Genomic DNA, 14,413 nt, shown 5'->3' on the forward strand with positions numbered 1-14,413 from the left:
GGGAACAAAAAAAGCCGGGTTCTGCTCATAATAAAAGTAACCCAGCTTGATCTTTATAGATGTCCCTCTTAAAGTGTCTGGCCCTTGTCGGCCTTCTGCCATAAAGCCTCAGTCAGCTCATCGATCATCTCCTTCATCGCCAGCTTCTCACGCCAGTGATTCGGGATACCGCTTAGCCCGTAATAAGCTCCTGCAATTTGCCCATACACCGCCCCGGTCGTATCGGCGTCATCCCCCAGATTTACGGCCAGCAGTGCCCCCTCTTCAAACGAAGTCGAATGGTGAAATGCCCACAGCGCAGCCTCAAGGGAACGAATGACATAGCCGGTTCCCTGTATTTCGGGCGGCTCCTTATCCTTGTAAGATCCCTGAATGATTTCTTCAATGGCTGCCGAATAAGCTGGCTGTTCCTGCCGCCGCCACTTATAGCAGATGTCGGCTGATAACATGGATTCTTTGTCCGCTCCCCGCAGACCTGCCACAAGGATTGAAGCAAGCACAGCACAGGCCTCCACACTTTCGACTGCTCCATGGGTGGTTCGCGAGCTCAGTTCGGCGTACATCACGGCCTCTTCCGGACGGTTCGCATAGGCCATGGCAACAGGTGCAAGCCTCATGATCGAGCCATTACCAGCAGTCATGGGGTCAACGGACCCACTGTACGGCTCTCCAGTGGCCTCGAAGCGATGCAATGCTGCTCTCGTCGCACCGCCGATATCAAAGCACGTTCCCGTGCTGCTCATATATCCCAGGTGATACCAATTGGTGTAGCGACGCATTTGGTCCGCTGGATCAAAGCTATCTTTTTGCACCATACTCTCGGCTAAACAAAGTGCCATAGACGTATCGTCGGTCCACTGCCCCGGCTTTAACCCAAAGACACCGCCGCCCACGATATCCGTTACAGGTTCAAATGTACCTGGACTGCTGAATTCCACAGTGGTTCCCAAAGCATCACCCACGGCCAGTCCAGCGAGACTTCCATAAAAACGATCCTTGATCAGTGCCATTTTGATGTACACTCCTTTAATAATTGTTATAGCTAATGCATATATTTCCATATCACTGGAAGGAAGAAAATCCGGTAACGCCATTATTCGTAGCTTAAGGCTGTACAACCGCTATCCGGTTTTAATTCAATGAAAATTCCTGCCTCTTGATGGTAAATGAGTGGAAATCGCTCCGTATCTACATCTTCACGCACACCTCTTGAAAGCCGCCATACCTGAAGCGGGACTCCTTTCCCCCATAAGAATAATCGGTCGCCAGAAACGACCATATCCGCTTGGGGATATGGATAAATCCCGTCTTCTTCAGGCTTACAATTTAGTGGCGGGATCGCAGCAAGCACTCGTCGATACCCAGGCTGAGCCATGTCGAATAGGACAACCGCCGGTTCCACTCCTTCCTCTCCCCAATCTTCCTCCTCCAGTAAATCGGCATCCATCTGTCCCCAAACCGCCAATGTATCAGGTCCTGTCCAGCACACTGGCCCATCCCAATCTATGGTTTGCCAAAGATGGCGAACTGACGGACCATTCTCCGATTCCCATGAGTTCAGCAGCCAATTAGATAAGGACCAAGTTCGGACTACTCCTAATGGAGCCCATACCCATCCCGTATCCGCAATCCACTTTCCCTCTGGAGAAGTCAGGAGCCTCCCATGAAAATAATCTAGATAATGCTCATCTTTGTTTTCGCTGTTATAAACTGGGGTAGGTCTTGCTGTTAAAAGCCTCCCTGTTTCTACATCCGTCAGATCCAGCCGATTCCATTCCGTACCATGAACAAGGATACATGCACCGTCTTGATGTACAAATGCCAGGGGGAACATACTTTTATCGTAGTGGTATTCGTCCCGTGATAATTGCATTTTTTCTTGAGCATGGACTAAATCATACACTGCCGCATGTCGGCCAAATCGATTGGAGATCGCCACGTACTTGCCGTCAGGACTGGTCACCATTTGGACAGGTTGCAGGGGATTAAAATCAGGAATACAAATATGTGTGCATAATTCTGCGCTGCCAGAGCGAAGTTCTAGTCTCCACAGTTCTGCCTGTGTGTTTAGTGCTAGCAGGGTTATGCTTCCCTGAGAGCCACCCTTTAGTGGATGAATGGCCGTAAGACGTCCGATAGTCTGTGGTAAATCGGGTAAAGAAACGTGATGAAATGGCATCATTTAACCCCTTTTAATCTGGATAAATAATAATTTATACCCGTATTTGTGAAGCTGGATTTATCGACAAAAAATCTGAGTTCAAGCAATGCAGTCAATACTTTCATAAAAACTCCCGGTTTTTTCTTACATAATAGTTTAAGATATGTAATTTCGCTAGGATTACTTTTGAGAACAAAATAGGAGTAATTCATCAAAATCATATTGGAGATGAACTGCTCTGTTGGAGATTGATGCTCATTAATAGAGTCGATCAGCAGCTCTAATACCCTATTTTTATTAGAGTTATAGGCTTGTATAAACATCGTTGCTTCTGCAAACGACTTGTTGAAATCATCATACGGAAAATCATATACATCATGACTGCCCAAGATGAAGTTGACCAACTGTCCTTGCAAAATTTTTATTTTCCCCAGCGCTGCTCGGGTATCCATATCCATCTTATTTTTGTTAATATGCTCATGCAACATGTCAATTAGAATGTGCAAATCATACTGCTGTCCGTCTTCCATGCTGTACAGTATCTTATTATTTTCAATCGTTAGACGATCATAAATGTCATCACCTAAACCCAGTTCAAATAAAAGCTGGTGAAGGAAAAATAGTCTGTCCTGAGTAAGCGAGAATTCATTCCCTCTCTCTGCTAGATGTGAAACTTGATATTGATAATAAACACAACATAAGTTTTTTCGGCTATAAGCAACATCTTTATGTATATCAAAAACGTTAAACATGAGCGAAAGCAATCGAATTAGACGTTCAGCATCCGCTACGCTTAAAATGGGATGATCCATTTTGGTAAATAGCGACCTATCAAATAAATCGTGCCATCGTACTAAAGAAATATGATTCTGCTCGTTTATATTCAGAGTTAATATTCTTAAATTTTGCTCTTGATCAGGATAGGAATAAAATAGATCTTCATGATTCAAATCAGAAATGCGCTCATTAAAGTAGGCTCTTAATTTGTAATCGTATATTATAGAAAAAGACATTTCTCTCCTCCATGCACCTTATTTTCGAACTCCTATATTGTAAAATTATTCTGGATCGACTGACAAGGTAGCATAATTACAGAAACATATGTTCTTCATTTCTATATTATGATATCTTAATGCTAAAAGTAAAACGTGATGTCACAGGTCATAGTCTACGATTAGAAAGGAATACACACCTATGAAACAGTTAAGCGAAGCGATTACCCGGTTTGTACACCAGCAAAACTTATATAATGCAGCCTACGGGCTGTTCCAAGACCACTATATCCAGCCCCGTTCAGAGAGTATAACAGATTGCTGGGACAAGCGGATTCCTCTATCCCCTGAGCTGGAGTACCTATATAGCCATTATGAAATGATCGATGCTAAGGCAGCGGGAACACACAAATTGAAAAATGCGGCCGTTGAAATCGGGGATGCTGCTGTTCTCTTTTTTGTCGCACCAGAACATTTATATCGCCAACAGCTGGGCTATCGCTTCATTACATCTGGAGAGCTTGTTCATGAGTCATCTTCGTGGCCCTCCCACCATGTTGTAATTGCCACGTTTAATGATGATCCAGTCATTGTCGATACTAGCGCACCTGCTTCCCCTGTATATGCTGCAATTGAAGGTGGCGCAGCGCAGCAAGTTGCTGACTCTTTAGCTAACTTCTTTACGGCTCTTTCCATCCTGATTGAAGGTGCCTGTACCTTTAAGGGAGAATTGATAGATGAAGATACATACGAAACCAAAGCAGAATATATCGAGCACGTAAAACCATTGCTACATCATTTGTTGGGCGAAAACCAAACCACGTATTTGCTGAATTACCTATCCTTTTGTTAGAAATCCTATTTGTTAAAGAGAGGTGGGGCTTTTTATGATCTATATCGCATTACTGCGGGGCATCAATGTGGGCGGCAATAACAAAATCGAGATGAAGAAGCTCAAGCAAACGTTTGAACATGCAGGTATGGGGCATGTGACGACTTACATTAATTCTGGAAACATTATTTTTTCCAGTCAGGAGCGGCCCAACCAGGAGCTATCGCTCATACTGGAACAGGCGATTCTGGAGGATTTTAGCTTACCCATCCGCGTCATCGTCCGTAATATGAAGGAGATTCAGAGCATTATGGAGGCACTGCCGAATGAATGGGCTAATGATACACAGATGAAAAGTGATGTAATGTTTCTGTGGGATGAAATTAACGATATTTCCGTTCTGGACAACCTTCCTTTAAAACCGGGAATTGGACATGTCATCTATACGACCGGAGCCATTCTGTTTTCTGTCAGCAAAGAACAAGTCACAAAAAGCGGGTTAACGAAATTAGTCGGCACCAAGCTGTATCAGCAAATGACGGTACGGAATGTGAACACAGCACGGCAGATTTATAAGCTGATGCAAATGGCTGAACAGGAAGAGTTGCAGGCTTTGGACGCATGACTGTAGTCTTGTTTAAATAGGGCTAGACAAAATAGTGATTAAACAGCCAACATCTTATTACAAAGGTGCTGGCTGTTTAAATAAAGAAAACTCATCAAAAATATTGTTCGATGAAATTATCAATCTTAGTTAGATCATCCTTTATAATTTGTTCAACTGAAGAAGTGTTAAGCAATGGAGCCAACTTTTCTGGGTGCGCTATGCAATATTCATAATCAATTGCACATTCTGTCTCATACTTATTTGTGGCGATCTTCTGAAATAAATCATAAGACAAATCAGAAGTCACTTCATTAAACTCTACTTCTAACATTTCTAAAAACCTAAGTAAAGTCCAATTTTTAATTGTACTCGATACTTCTTTTTTATCGTTCATCTCTTGAAGTGTATAGACAGAAGATAAACCAAATGCCAATTGTTCTGTACCATTCAGTTCCTTTATGTGCTCAATAAAAGATTGAATGCTTTCCAAAAAATAATTTTTACTTTCATCCGCAAAAAACTCAACAAGAATACAAAATACATTATAAATATAAGTATGAAATTCGGACTCGTTAATAATCCAGTCAATCAAGCTCAAAATTTTGACTTTATTATATGAATGGTCATTAATATTCTTACATAATAGATAAACTTGAATCTCAGAGGCTATTAAATACAACCATCCATTATTATGCCCCAAGTAGCTACTTTCTTTAATCAAGTTCCATTCTTCATTTGATATATTGAGCCATTGTTTCAAATTATCCCGATTAAAATACATTTCATTATGTTCCTGCGCTGCAACTGCAATCTTGGTAAGAATTTCATATTCGGAACAATCAATTGAACTAAACATGTTGTCGAAGAAATTGCGAATCTGATTCTCTATTCTATTACCTCGTTTATATTCATCAACAATTTTCGCGAGAAAAAGCGGATCAGTAGAATAATATGTTCCTTTCCATTTAGATTTTCCCATGAACAAATCTTCTTGAACTCGATCCATGATAGTAATTTCACAGCTTACTATTCCAGCTAAATTAATTAAAGAATCCCAACTATCTTGATCATCCCTATGTATATAGGGAAGCAACTCCTCCATAAAATCCCTTTCACTTGTTTCTTCTACAAAGATATCATCATCTTCATGAAATTCGACTTGGCTTTTATTAGGATTACGATTTGTAGTCTCTTCAAAGTTAGAATGAATTCTATTCCACTTTACTGAATATCCGTCCCAATTTAGAGTTTTCTCCAATATTCTCATGGCCTTAAGGGATTCTTTTTTAACCTGTACGTTATATAATTGGATCGCTTCAGGAGCGTCTCCGAATAACAAATTCTCGATCTCAATTTCCAAATAATCGGATGCATAAAAGTCATAATCATCCCCAATAAGCCAAATAATTTTATCAGAAATTTCATTGTAGTTTTCCTGGAGATAGCAGTCAAAGTCTTGACCATATATATCTCTGAATTCATAAAAGACGATGTAAAATTTCAAAAAATTTATTTTAGAGCGATAGCCATCTAATAACTCTTTCATAGCAGGGATTTCGAACCCTTGCTTTAATAACTTATTGACAATCTTAGGAACGCCATACTTCTCTTCATCGGAAAGTGCATGACGGTCATCTTTTAACAAACTATTAATAAAAAACGCCTTTAACTTTTCTATTACATCCCTTAATTTTTGAGAGTTATATTGTTCATTCAAATCTAATATTTGTCTTAATTTAAGATTGTAACTGTTGGTATAATCTGAAGAGAAATAAAAGTCTGTAAATCTATCATCTGTACAGTATTCCTCGATTCCATTGGAGTAGATAAAATCTAAACGTTCGTAGTCTTTAGCGATTCTATCAATAATTCCTGGAATAATTGTCTGCTCAAACTCCATATTATTATGTTCATCAATTAAATTTAGTAAAAGTAAATTGTGAGCGAAAAACAAAATAGGATTCATTAAATTAACACTCTTAATAAGATTCAGCCCATACAGTGACAAATTTTTCGATATTAAATGCCTCCAAAATTCCATCATGCTATGATTGTTAAATCCTATAATTGTTTTTTTTGCTTCAAAGTCAATACCTGTCAATGTTCTGATAAAATTCATATCTCTAACGAAACAAAAAGAGGCGGACAATTGATCTAAAGCATCATCAAAACTTTGCCACTCTTCCCAAGGAAGACTTTCTTGTAAGTTCCCGTAGCATTTTCTTAAAATATTTAATTCAACCGGATATCCAAAGATCGCCATACATACACCAAGATAAACTGCACTTTTTGAAGTCTCATGAAGGTGATTATACATTCTCTCATAAATTTCATTGGGATTCTTCAATGTTTCCAACAGTATTTTTCCCGGATACATACCATCATGCTTTATTTTAGAAAGAAGATGGATCGCATCATTAATAAATCGGGGATTATAATTATCGTGATTAATAATTTTGTCAGAAACTATTACAATGCTGTGCAAAAGACTGTACTGTAAGTTTGACTTTTTTAGAATACTCCAACATATCCTCATCTTGTCTGAGCTTTCTAAGCTAGTTGAAGATAACTCAACACTCATATTTTGAATTATTACCTTTAACTCATGTAATAATTTCATACCTTCAAAAAGAATATTTTTTCTCGAAATCAATACAATTTTATGATTATTTCCACTAATAATGCTCTTAAGCATTCGATAAATTTTAGATTCACCATTTTGGATCTGATTATTGACGTAATTTACACCTAAAAAGTCATCTACTATAAATAATTGCTTTTTATCTGAGCGATAAAATTTATACACATCTTCAATAGTATCTGTAAAAAAAAGATCAAGCTCCTCATTTTGCATCAAATAATGGAACGCTATATTAAAACCTAGCATCGTTTTCCCAATTCCCGGTTCACCATATACCAATAAACAATTATGTGAATCCATAATATCAAGTGATTCATGATAAGCTTTCGTTTTTATGTAGTACTCAACGTTATTTTTCATTTCATTTAAGTGAAATTGATTAAAATTATTGGGTCCACGCAAAATAATATTTTCTAAAATATGTTCAAAAACTACTGTACTAGGCGTCTATAAATTATTGTACTTTAATTGAATAATAGAAAACTTTGGGTCAGCAAGATACTCATTTAGTTCTATTCTACCAATTATATCTTCATCAGAATGGATGTATCCTTTAAATAAATCCATTATTCCCCTTTGTTGTTCTTTATTCAATCCAACTGATGTTACTAAAATATATCGACTCGGCTTCAAATTACGCAACTTTAATACTTCTTTTTTCAAACTTCCTTTCAAAATGTTAAAATCATTTTTATAGCATTTTGCTTGAATAATAGTATTATCACTGTACCTATACCCATCAATGCCTCCATCCCTACCTTTAGGATATCTGCGAAATACATTGGGTTCTAAATTTTCTCGAACTCGAACAATATCTATTGCCAACGCCTCAAATTCAACGTCATCTAATAATGCGTGAAAATCATAATTGTTTTTCATAATCTCCCATCTTTCTAAGACTGATATATTCATCTTTGAATCCTATGAATGTGTTATACTTCATGCTTTTAATTTAATACAGTAATCTGTGATCATTCTCAGTAGCTGTGAATAATTCCTTCATTTTATCTGCTAACAATTTATTTGGAGGATAATTGCAACACACTTTTTCAAGATCCTCCATACTAAGTGGAATTATGTTTCTTCCATTTACAAACTGATGCTCAATCTCTTTTAATGAAATCTGCGTATAACCTGCCATACTAAAAACAATACATGTTTTAATCCCTTTAGAATCCATTACAGGAACCAAATTTCTGATATCTGAAACCTTAATTTTTTCTTTTCTATTTTTACATTCAACAGAGATTAGAGCCCCTAAATTCCAAAGAAACGAATCAAGAGACACGTTACAAAAATAAAGATCAACTTCCTCTCTCTCTTCCTTAATGCGGTGACCCATAAGTTTCAAGCCATACACACTGCGTAGAAAATAACTTGCCACCTCTTCAAATAGTAACCCTTTCTCATAACCACTCTTTAAATTTTTAGCTTCATCTAGTAAATCACCAAACTCTTTCATGCTAAATTCTAATTTTTCAAACCGTTCATTAACTTCTTTCCAAAAAAATGTTTCTAAAAAGTTATAAATGATCGGCAAAAAAGCATATCTATTTTTCATAAGGAAGATAATATTTTTGGAGATTCCTTCTTCTTCGCTACCAGTTAGATAAGATCTTAACTGATCTATTCCTTTCTGCACTACTTTCAAGAATTCAGTTTTGTCTGGTAAAATCACTTCAGCTTTATAAAAGTAACATATGTTTTGTTTTACTTTCTCCATAAAACTTTCGTACACTATCTCTAGTTTTTGTATAGGATACTTTTTAATCGGTAATGTTGCCAATCCGTATAATAAAACATATTGCCAATCATAGAATAATTCTGCTGGTTCAAACTGTACTCCATAAGCATATACAGGATTTTTAAGAATCATTTCTACATCTTTAACCGTCCATTGGTTAATATATTGGCTATCTATATAAGATAGGTTCTTGTAGCCATCTTCATTAAGAGGGATAAGTAGTCCTCCTTCGACTAGAAGACTTACATGATCAGATTCTGGATTTCCAATCATCGTTGTTATCCTTCTTCCTTTAATACTTTCCCCCAAGACAAATGAACGGGTAAAACATTGATAGCCTTTTAAAAAAGGCTTTTCTTTTACTATCCATAAATTAATTATGTCATTTACAAAGTCCGATTCATAATTTTTGTATCCCTCAATCCCATAAAAAAATGAAATTGATAAATCGTCTTCTTCTAATTCTTTTATTCCTCCGTAAGGGGCTTTTAAAACCTCGTTGTTAAAAAGCTCATTAACATAAAGGAGAAAGAAGAGATTCTGAGATATTACATTATGCGGCTCCTTTATTTCCCTATCAAGTGAATCTAAGAAGTTTTCGTTTTCTGTAGCTTCGTGAAAAATTTTTTTTATTTCTCTTTTCCATACTTCATTATATAATTCCACTTCTTCTCTATGCCCAACATTCAAAAATATTGTTGGACCAGGCTTCTTATCCTTCCACTTTTTTTCAATATTTAATACCCTAACCTTGAAATCAGAAAATGGATGTTTTAAACTATCTATTATTTCAATCTCATAGCCTAATCCTTCCTCTTCATCCTCAAAAATAATGTAACTCTTTATAACTACCGACAATACACTTACCTCTTCAAAATTAGTTCCCATATTTTTCTTCTCCCTTCATTTAAATACCAACACCGTATGGTCCTCATTAAATTTTAAAGCCTGCAACCAGTTCATTCAGTCGAGCTGCACTTTCCTTCACCTGATCAGACTGGTATGCCACTTCACGAGATTTTTCCGTTGAAGACACCATATTCTCAGCAATGTGTTGGGTAGATATGGCGGACTGTTCGCTGGCGGTAGCAATCTCATGGATCGCTCTCACCATGGTTTGGATGGTTTCATTTACCTGCTTAGAGGTGGCGTTCAAATCATTGACTGTGTTCGTGTGCTCAACAGCATCATTGTAATATTGCCCTGCTGTATCCTCAAGCAGCTGATAATCCTTGCCTACCTGGGCTTGCAGGAAGTGCAGCAATTCTTCTGCATTGGTAGTCAGATTTTCTACAGACTGCACAACCTCTTGAGTAACACTCTGAATTTGGTCTACCGCGTGTTTGGAGCCGTCTGCCAACTTACGAATCTCGTTAGCTACAACCGCAAACCCTCGACCTGACTCACCGGCACGAGCTGCTTCAATGGATGCATTTAGGGCCAGCAAATTGGTCTGTGCCGTAATTTCCAAGATAGACTGAGAAAGTATACGAATCTGGTCTACTGCCTTGGCTCGCTCTAACGCTTCCGTCATCTTTTCATTAGCTTTTTGGTAAATTTCTTTGGCCGCTTTATTGGATTGACTAGCCGCCTGCTTCAATGTTTCAGCTTTTACACTCGTATCATAGGCAGACTGAGCTCTTTCTTGAGTTTTGACCGAGATATACTCTGCTGCCCGCTGCATTTCTTCCGCAGAATGGTTCATATTTTCGGTGTATGCCGAAGTCTCTTCCATAGCTGCTGACAGCTGTTCGACCGTGGCTGATACATCGCGAATCCGCTCATTGAGATCTGTCATATTATGATTCGTCTGATCACTCAGTTGGTTAATTTGATGTGACTCATTGATCACCCCTGTGATGACCATTGAGGTTGAATCTGTCATTTGCTGAATGGCACGAGCTATAACAGCGATCTCATTATTTCCTTTGAGCAAGGCAGGATCAAGTGCTGTCGTTAAATTTCCTTGGGTAATCTCTTCACAGTATTTCGTAATGGTGCTCATCCGGGAACGGATATTTCGAATGGCTGCAAAGGAGATTGTGATCAGAACAGCCAACACGAGAGCAAGAACTGTGATTAAAACAATTGTGCGCATTTTGATCTCGTTTTGCGTATTTTGATATAGGTTGGCGGATTGCTCATTGTTATAATCTGAAATCGTAGTCAGCATCGTAACAATGGCCGTACTAGATTTATTGATCCGGCCTCTCTCTTCTGTGTCATAGGTTCCAGTATTCTTTTTGACGGCCATGATCTGTTCGATGTCCTGAAAATACGTGTCTATACTCCTCTGTAGTTCCTCAAACAATTTCTGTTCCTTAGTATCCAATGTCCTTTGTGAAAATTCATTTAGCCCAGTTGTAACGCTATTTTTTCCTTTCTGCACCTGCTTATACTGTTTATCTGTATACTCCTTATTGTCGAGTATTTTTGTATAATTGGCTCGCATGTTATAAAAGTCACTTTTGACCTCAAGAATATTCGTCTGGTGTTGAAAGCGATCTGTATACAAAATACCTTGACCCTCTTTAGCTTGATACATACCGATAACTCCTACCAACGATACAATGAGCAAACCCACTAAGCTGATCATAATCATGGAGATCATCGTTGTCGTGATCTTTAAATCTCTAAAACCTTTTCCTTTTTTAGTCCTGTCCGATAGTTGGTTACTCATTCAAACCCCTCCAGCTCGTCTATGGATAATAGTTCACGCTGCTCTCAACTTTCACGAGTACTCTGGTCTTCCTCTTGATGCTGCCCTCCATACAACAAAATAAAGCAGATCACAAAACGTGATGCTATATATATCGGTAGAAAGCGCTTAAATTTATTAGCCAAATTACAGTACTGCAAAAATAATGAATATTATAATAGGCAAATTCATACATAGGCTTGCTACATGAATCAACAATTTTAGGTACTCATAAGCATTGGATGTTTGGTAAACTAGAGAGGGATTTTTACATGAAGTGGGACACATATGCAAACTAAGATCTAAACACTGGATGATGGGGGAGAACGTATGGTGACAAATCTACAAAATCAAAAACAAGTATATATAATCCACGGATACACAGCTTCGCCAACAGATCATTGGTTTCCTTGGTTACAAGACAAATTACAGGAAGACGGGGTTTCGGTAAATATACTAGAAATGCCCAACTCGCAAGCACCCAAGCTTAATGAGTGGATTGAGCATCTACTACAAAATATTAAAGTTCTACATAAAGATACCTATTTTATTGGACATAGCTTGGGTTGTGTATCCATTTTAAGGTACCTGCAGCAAGTAAATATCCCGGAACCACTGGGTGGTGGAATTTTCGTTTCCGGTTTTTCTGACCCAGTGCCAAGCCTACCATCATTAGATGAGTTTACAAATGACCATTTGAGTTATCAGCAAATCATGGATTCACTAGGGGCACGTGTAGTTATAGCTTCAAAGGACGACGCAATTGTCCCCTTTGCACTTAGTAAGAAACTAGCGGAAGATATGCAGGCTGATTTCCACGAAGTAGATCATGGGGGGCACTTTTTACAGAGTGACGGTTTTACTACCTTACCGATGGTACATCAAGTTTTAATGGAAATGATAAATGAAAATAAGTAGCGTTAAAAACCCGCAAAATAGACCTGGCAAAAAGGGTCCAGCTTGCGGGTTTTACATTTTCTACTGGATGAATTAGGGGGAATAAAGCGTATGTTTAGTCAAGATATCAATACAATGCCCATTTTTCCGTACACAGCTCTATAAATGAATGGGCAACCTGTTCACATTCGTCATACCCCAAGCTACCAGAATGAGCAAAAAGAATGGGATATTCGTTGTTACTTTTTTCCTCTCTCATATCAAACATATAGTGGTTTCCGCTACCATCCATCGCAAACGACACGGCACCCGGCATATACTCTGGCAGCTCGTAGGCGAGGTTCATTTCTCTCAAATCTTCAGTATTGAAAAACTGGAAATAACGTTCTCCATTCTGAAATTCACCGCCATTAGAATATTTCAGCAATTCTATGTAACTATCAGGAAATTGTCCTTGGGGCAGATGCCAGCCCACAGGATCTAGCGGTTTATATTGATCATAAAATGGAGACGATTTCGGGAAAGGGTTCACTTGTCTTTGTTGGATTTCGTGAATCTCCTGCTCCGATAGCTTGATGTTCCATGTGCTCAAAAAATTCGCGATTTGTTCACCAGTTGCTTCCGGACATTTTATAAATTGATGTTCAAAGTGAATACTCCACATAATAACCACCCTCCTACCTTGACGTCTCTAAAAGTTGTTTTTGCTACCTTTTTCAACCTTTTCCATCTTTTCCAAGCCACTCAGCCACACTTTCATGAGGTTGAAGGTTCTCACGTTTATAGTAAAAAACGGTCTTGAGCTCGTAATCCAAGCTTTCCGCAGCAATGAAAAATCGGGTACCAAACGTTTGATCCTCCATACAAATCACAGGCCCCTCAAGAAATCCGTAAGAGACAGTTTTTAACATTTCCAATTCCTTGTCATTAGCCAGTCTAAAGCATTCAATTGAAAATACACCGCCCGGACAGGAAAGAAACGAGACCTCGTAAAATGTAATCTCTATGTTGTGATAATAGCTAAAGTCAAAGCTCCCTGCTAGTACCAGCTTAGGGCGACTTGTATAATCATAAATGTAGTAATGGTCAATGTTATTTTGAGAAAGTATTTCATTCAGCTGCATCAGTTTGGATTGAATGGAATGATTCATGATCTACGCCTCCTCATCATTAGCGGGGCTAGCCCCTATCTATTACCGCCTGCCATGCTTCTGTTAGTGCTATAGGTGATTTGTGGCTGGTCTCTCCGCCACCTTCCTGAGTCCATAGCGGCGGATAATAAGCAAATACCTCTCCTGGCTGAAGTTGCTCCATATCCGACTGCCAACCATTCCAGCGGAATGTCTGGTAGAACAAGCCCAAATCTCCCTCAGCCAACCAGCTCAAGAAACCGGAATAGGCCAGCTCAGTGGATTCCCACTCCAATGCATCCGGTGCAAAATAGTAGATATGGCCGCTACGTCCAAACTTCCCTGTATCCAATCCAAAGAAGCCACCTGCTGCATCATAGGCCACAATCAGCATTCCCCCAAGTGCAGGAACGCTCGCTGGCTCTTGCAGCCCGTTCCACGAAGCCAAACTACCGTAAATTTCAGGCCCACCTGCACCCAGTAAGGTGATCCATCCGTGGTCAAATATGATCCCTCCTGTTTCATAGGCAACCGTTCCCAAGTACGATTTTGTGCTCACTTGCAAACGGTAGAGCGAATCTCCCCTAGCAGATTCCGATTCTGCCGGTACAATGCGAAATGGATTATTCCCTTCTTGCAGAATGTTTCTGACCTCTTCCCATGCATGGTTGTCCTGATCCACCAGCTCATCAACCGTTAACGTATGCATAT

The 14,413-nt window shown here is 38.8% G+C and carries 13 protein-coding genes; 3 read left to right on the top strand and 10 right to left on the bottom strand.

Annotated features, from left to right (window positions below; genetic code table 11):
- Positions 1 to 68: 68 nt before the first annotated feature.
- From MKY98_RS17860 to MKY98_RS17870, 3 genes are all read right to left on the bottom strand, one after another.
- Entirely contained in the window at positions 69 to 1,010 is a 942-nt protein-coding gene (locus MKY98_RS17860; RefSeq protein ID WP_029515476.1) for an ADP-ribosylglycohydrolase family protein, read from the bottom strand.
- A gap of 83 nt (positions 1,011 to 1,093) precedes the next feature.
- Positions 1,094 to 2,179 (bottom strand): hypothetical protein, encoded by a 1,086-nt coding sequence (locus MKY98_RS17865; protein ID WP_069010528.1) that lies wholly within the window; start codon positions 2,177 to 2,179, stop codon positions 1,094 to 1,096.
- Positions 2,179 to 3,174 (bottom strand): hypothetical protein, encoded by a 996-nt coding sequence (locus MKY98_RS17870; protein ID WP_069010527.1) that lies wholly within the window; start codon positions 3,172 to 3,174, stop codon positions 2,179 to 2,181. The genes MKY98_RS17865 and MKY98_RS17870 overlap by 1 nt, the downstream gene beginning before the upstream one ends.
- Positions 3,175 to 3,355: 181 nt before the next feature.
- Between MKY98_RS17870 and MKY98_RS17875 the strand changes: the two genes are divergently transcribed.
- Together MKY98_RS17875 and MKY98_RS17880 are read left to right on the top strand one after the other, a co-directional pair.
- Positions 3,356 to 4,006, top strand: coding sequence for a hypothetical protein (locus MKY98_RS17875; protein ID WP_069010526.1), 651 nt, complete (start codon positions 3,356 to 3,358; stop codon positions 4,004 to 4,006).
- Between the two features lie 34 nt (positions 4,007 to 4,040).
- A complete protein-coding gene (locus MKY98_RS17880) occupies positions 4,041 to 4,610 on the top strand; it encodes a DUF1697 domain-containing protein (protein WP_069010525.1) in 570 nt (189 codons plus the stop codon).
- A gap of 94 nt (positions 4,611 to 4,704) precedes the next feature.
- Here the strand turns inward: MKY98_RS17880 and MKY98_RS17885 are convergent, their stop codons facing one another.
- The 4 genes from MKY98_RS17885 to MKY98_RS17900 form a co-directional block, all read right to left on the bottom strand.
- Positions 4,705 to 7,635 carry an nSTAND3 domain-containing NTPase gene (locus MKY98_RS17885; protein WP_341011057.1) on the bottom strand — a complete coding sequence of 977 codons (2,931 nt, stop codon included), beginning with the start codon at positions 7,633 to 7,635 and terminating at the stop codon, positions 4,705 to 4,707.
- 45 nt (positions 7,636 to 7,680) lie between these two features.
- Positions 7,681 to 8,112 (bottom strand): hypothetical protein, encoded by a 432-nt coding sequence (locus MKY98_RS17890; RefSeq protein ID WP_341011058.1) that lies wholly within the window; start codon positions 8,110 to 8,112, stop codon positions 7,681 to 7,683.
- 73 nt (positions 8,113 to 8,185) lie between these two features.
- A complete protein-coding gene (locus MKY98_RS17895) occupies positions 8,186 to 9,865 on the bottom strand; it encodes a hypothetical protein (RefSeq protein WP_069010523.1) in 1,680 nt (559 codons plus the stop codon).
- A gap of 46 nt (positions 9,866 to 9,911) precedes the next feature.
- A complete protein-coding gene (locus MKY98_RS17900) occupies positions 9,912 to 11,657 on the bottom strand; it encodes a methyl-accepting chemotaxis protein (RefSeq protein ID WP_069010522.1) in 1,746 nt (581 codons plus the stop codon).
- Between the two features lie 348 nt (positions 11,658 to 12,005).
- Between MKY98_RS17900 and MKY98_RS17905 the strand changes: the two genes are divergently transcribed.
- Positions 12,006 to 12,593 (top strand): RBBP9/YdeN family alpha/beta hydrolase, encoded by a 588-nt coding sequence (locus MKY98_RS17905; RefSeq protein WP_209018382.1) that lies wholly within the window; start codon positions 12,006 to 12,008, stop codon positions 12,591 to 12,593.
- A gap of 106 nt (positions 12,594 to 12,699) precedes the next feature.
- Here MKY98_RS17905 and MKY98_RS17910 read toward each other — a convergent pair whose 3' ends face one another.
- Genes MKY98_RS17910 through MKY98_RS17920 form a run of 3 tightly spaced genes read right to left on the bottom strand, consistent with a single transcriptional unit; the run spans position 12,700 to position 14,411 of the window.
- Complete coding sequence (locus tag MKY98_RS17910; protein WP_069010521.1) at positions 12,700 to 13,236, bottom strand: SMI1/KNR4 family protein; 537 nt, start codon at positions 13,234 to 13,236, stop codon at positions 12,700 to 12,702.
- A 52-nt stretch (positions 13,237 to 13,288) separates the two neighbouring features.
- Positions 13,289 to 13,723, bottom strand: a complete 435-nt coding sequence (locus tag MKY98_RS17915; RefSeq protein WP_069010520.1) for a hypothetical protein — start codon at positions 13,721 to 13,723, stop codon at positions 13,289 to 13,291.
- Positions 13,724 to 13,751: 28 nt separating this feature from the next.
- Positions 13,752 to 14,411: a DUF2625 domain-containing protein gene (locus MKY98_RS17920; protein ID WP_069010519.1), complete on the bottom strand. Its 660-nt coding sequence runs from the start codon at positions 14,409 to 14,411 to the stop codon at positions 13,752 to 13,754.
- Positions 14,412 to 14,413 lie beyond the last annotated feature (2 nt).

This window comes from Paenibacillus sp. FSL M8-0228 (genome assembly GCF_038007385.1).
GTDB lineage: Bacteria > Bacillota > Bacilli > Paenibacillales > Paenibacillaceae > Paenibacillus > Paenibacillus polymyxa_D.

Coding starts and splice junctions, on each gene's coding strand:
- MKY98_RS17860 (WP_029515476.1), bottom strand. CDS start 1,010: ATGGCACTGATCAAGGATCGTTTTTATGGAAGTCTCGCTGGACTGGCC.
- MKY98_RS17865 (WP_069010528.1), bottom strand. CDS start 2,179: ATGCCATTTCATCACGTTTCTTTACCCGATTTACCACAGACTATCGGA.
- MKY98_RS17870 (WP_069010527.1), bottom strand. CDS start 3,174: ATGTCTTTTTCTATAATATACGATTACAAATTAAGAGCCTACTTTAAT.
- MKY98_RS17875 (WP_069010526.1), top strand. CDS start 3,356: ATGAAACAGTTAAGCGAAGCGATTACCCGGTTTGTACACCAGCAAAAC.
- MKY98_RS17880 (WP_069010525.1), top strand. CDS start 4,041: ATGATCTATATCGCATTACTGCGGGGCATCAATGTGGGCGGCAATAAC.
- MKY98_RS17890 (WP_341011058.1), bottom strand. CDS start 8,112: ATGAAAAACAATTATGATTTTCACGCATTATTAGATGACGTTGAATTT.
- MKY98_RS17895 (WP_069010523.1), bottom strand. CDS start 9,865: ATGGGAACTAATTTTGAAGAGGTAAGTGTATTGTCGGTAGTTATAAAG.
- MKY98_RS17900 (WP_069010522.1), bottom strand. CDS start 11,657: ATGAGTAACCAACTATCGGACAGGACTAAAAAAGGAAAAGGTTTTAGA.
- MKY98_RS17905 (WP_209018382.1), top strand. CDS start 12,006: ATGGTGACAAATCTACAAAATCAAAAACAAGTATATATAATCCACGGA.
- MKY98_RS17910 (WP_069010521.1), bottom strand. CDS start 13,236: ATGTGGAGTATTCACTTTGAACATCAATTTATAAAATGTCCGGAAGCA.
- MKY98_RS17915 (WP_069010520.1), bottom strand. CDS start 13,723: ATGAATCATTCCATTCAATCCAAACTGATGCAGCTGAATGAAATACTT.
- MKY98_RS17920 (WP_069010519.1), bottom strand. CDS start 14,411: ATGCATACGTTAACGGTTGATGAGCTGGTGGATCAGGACAACCATGCA.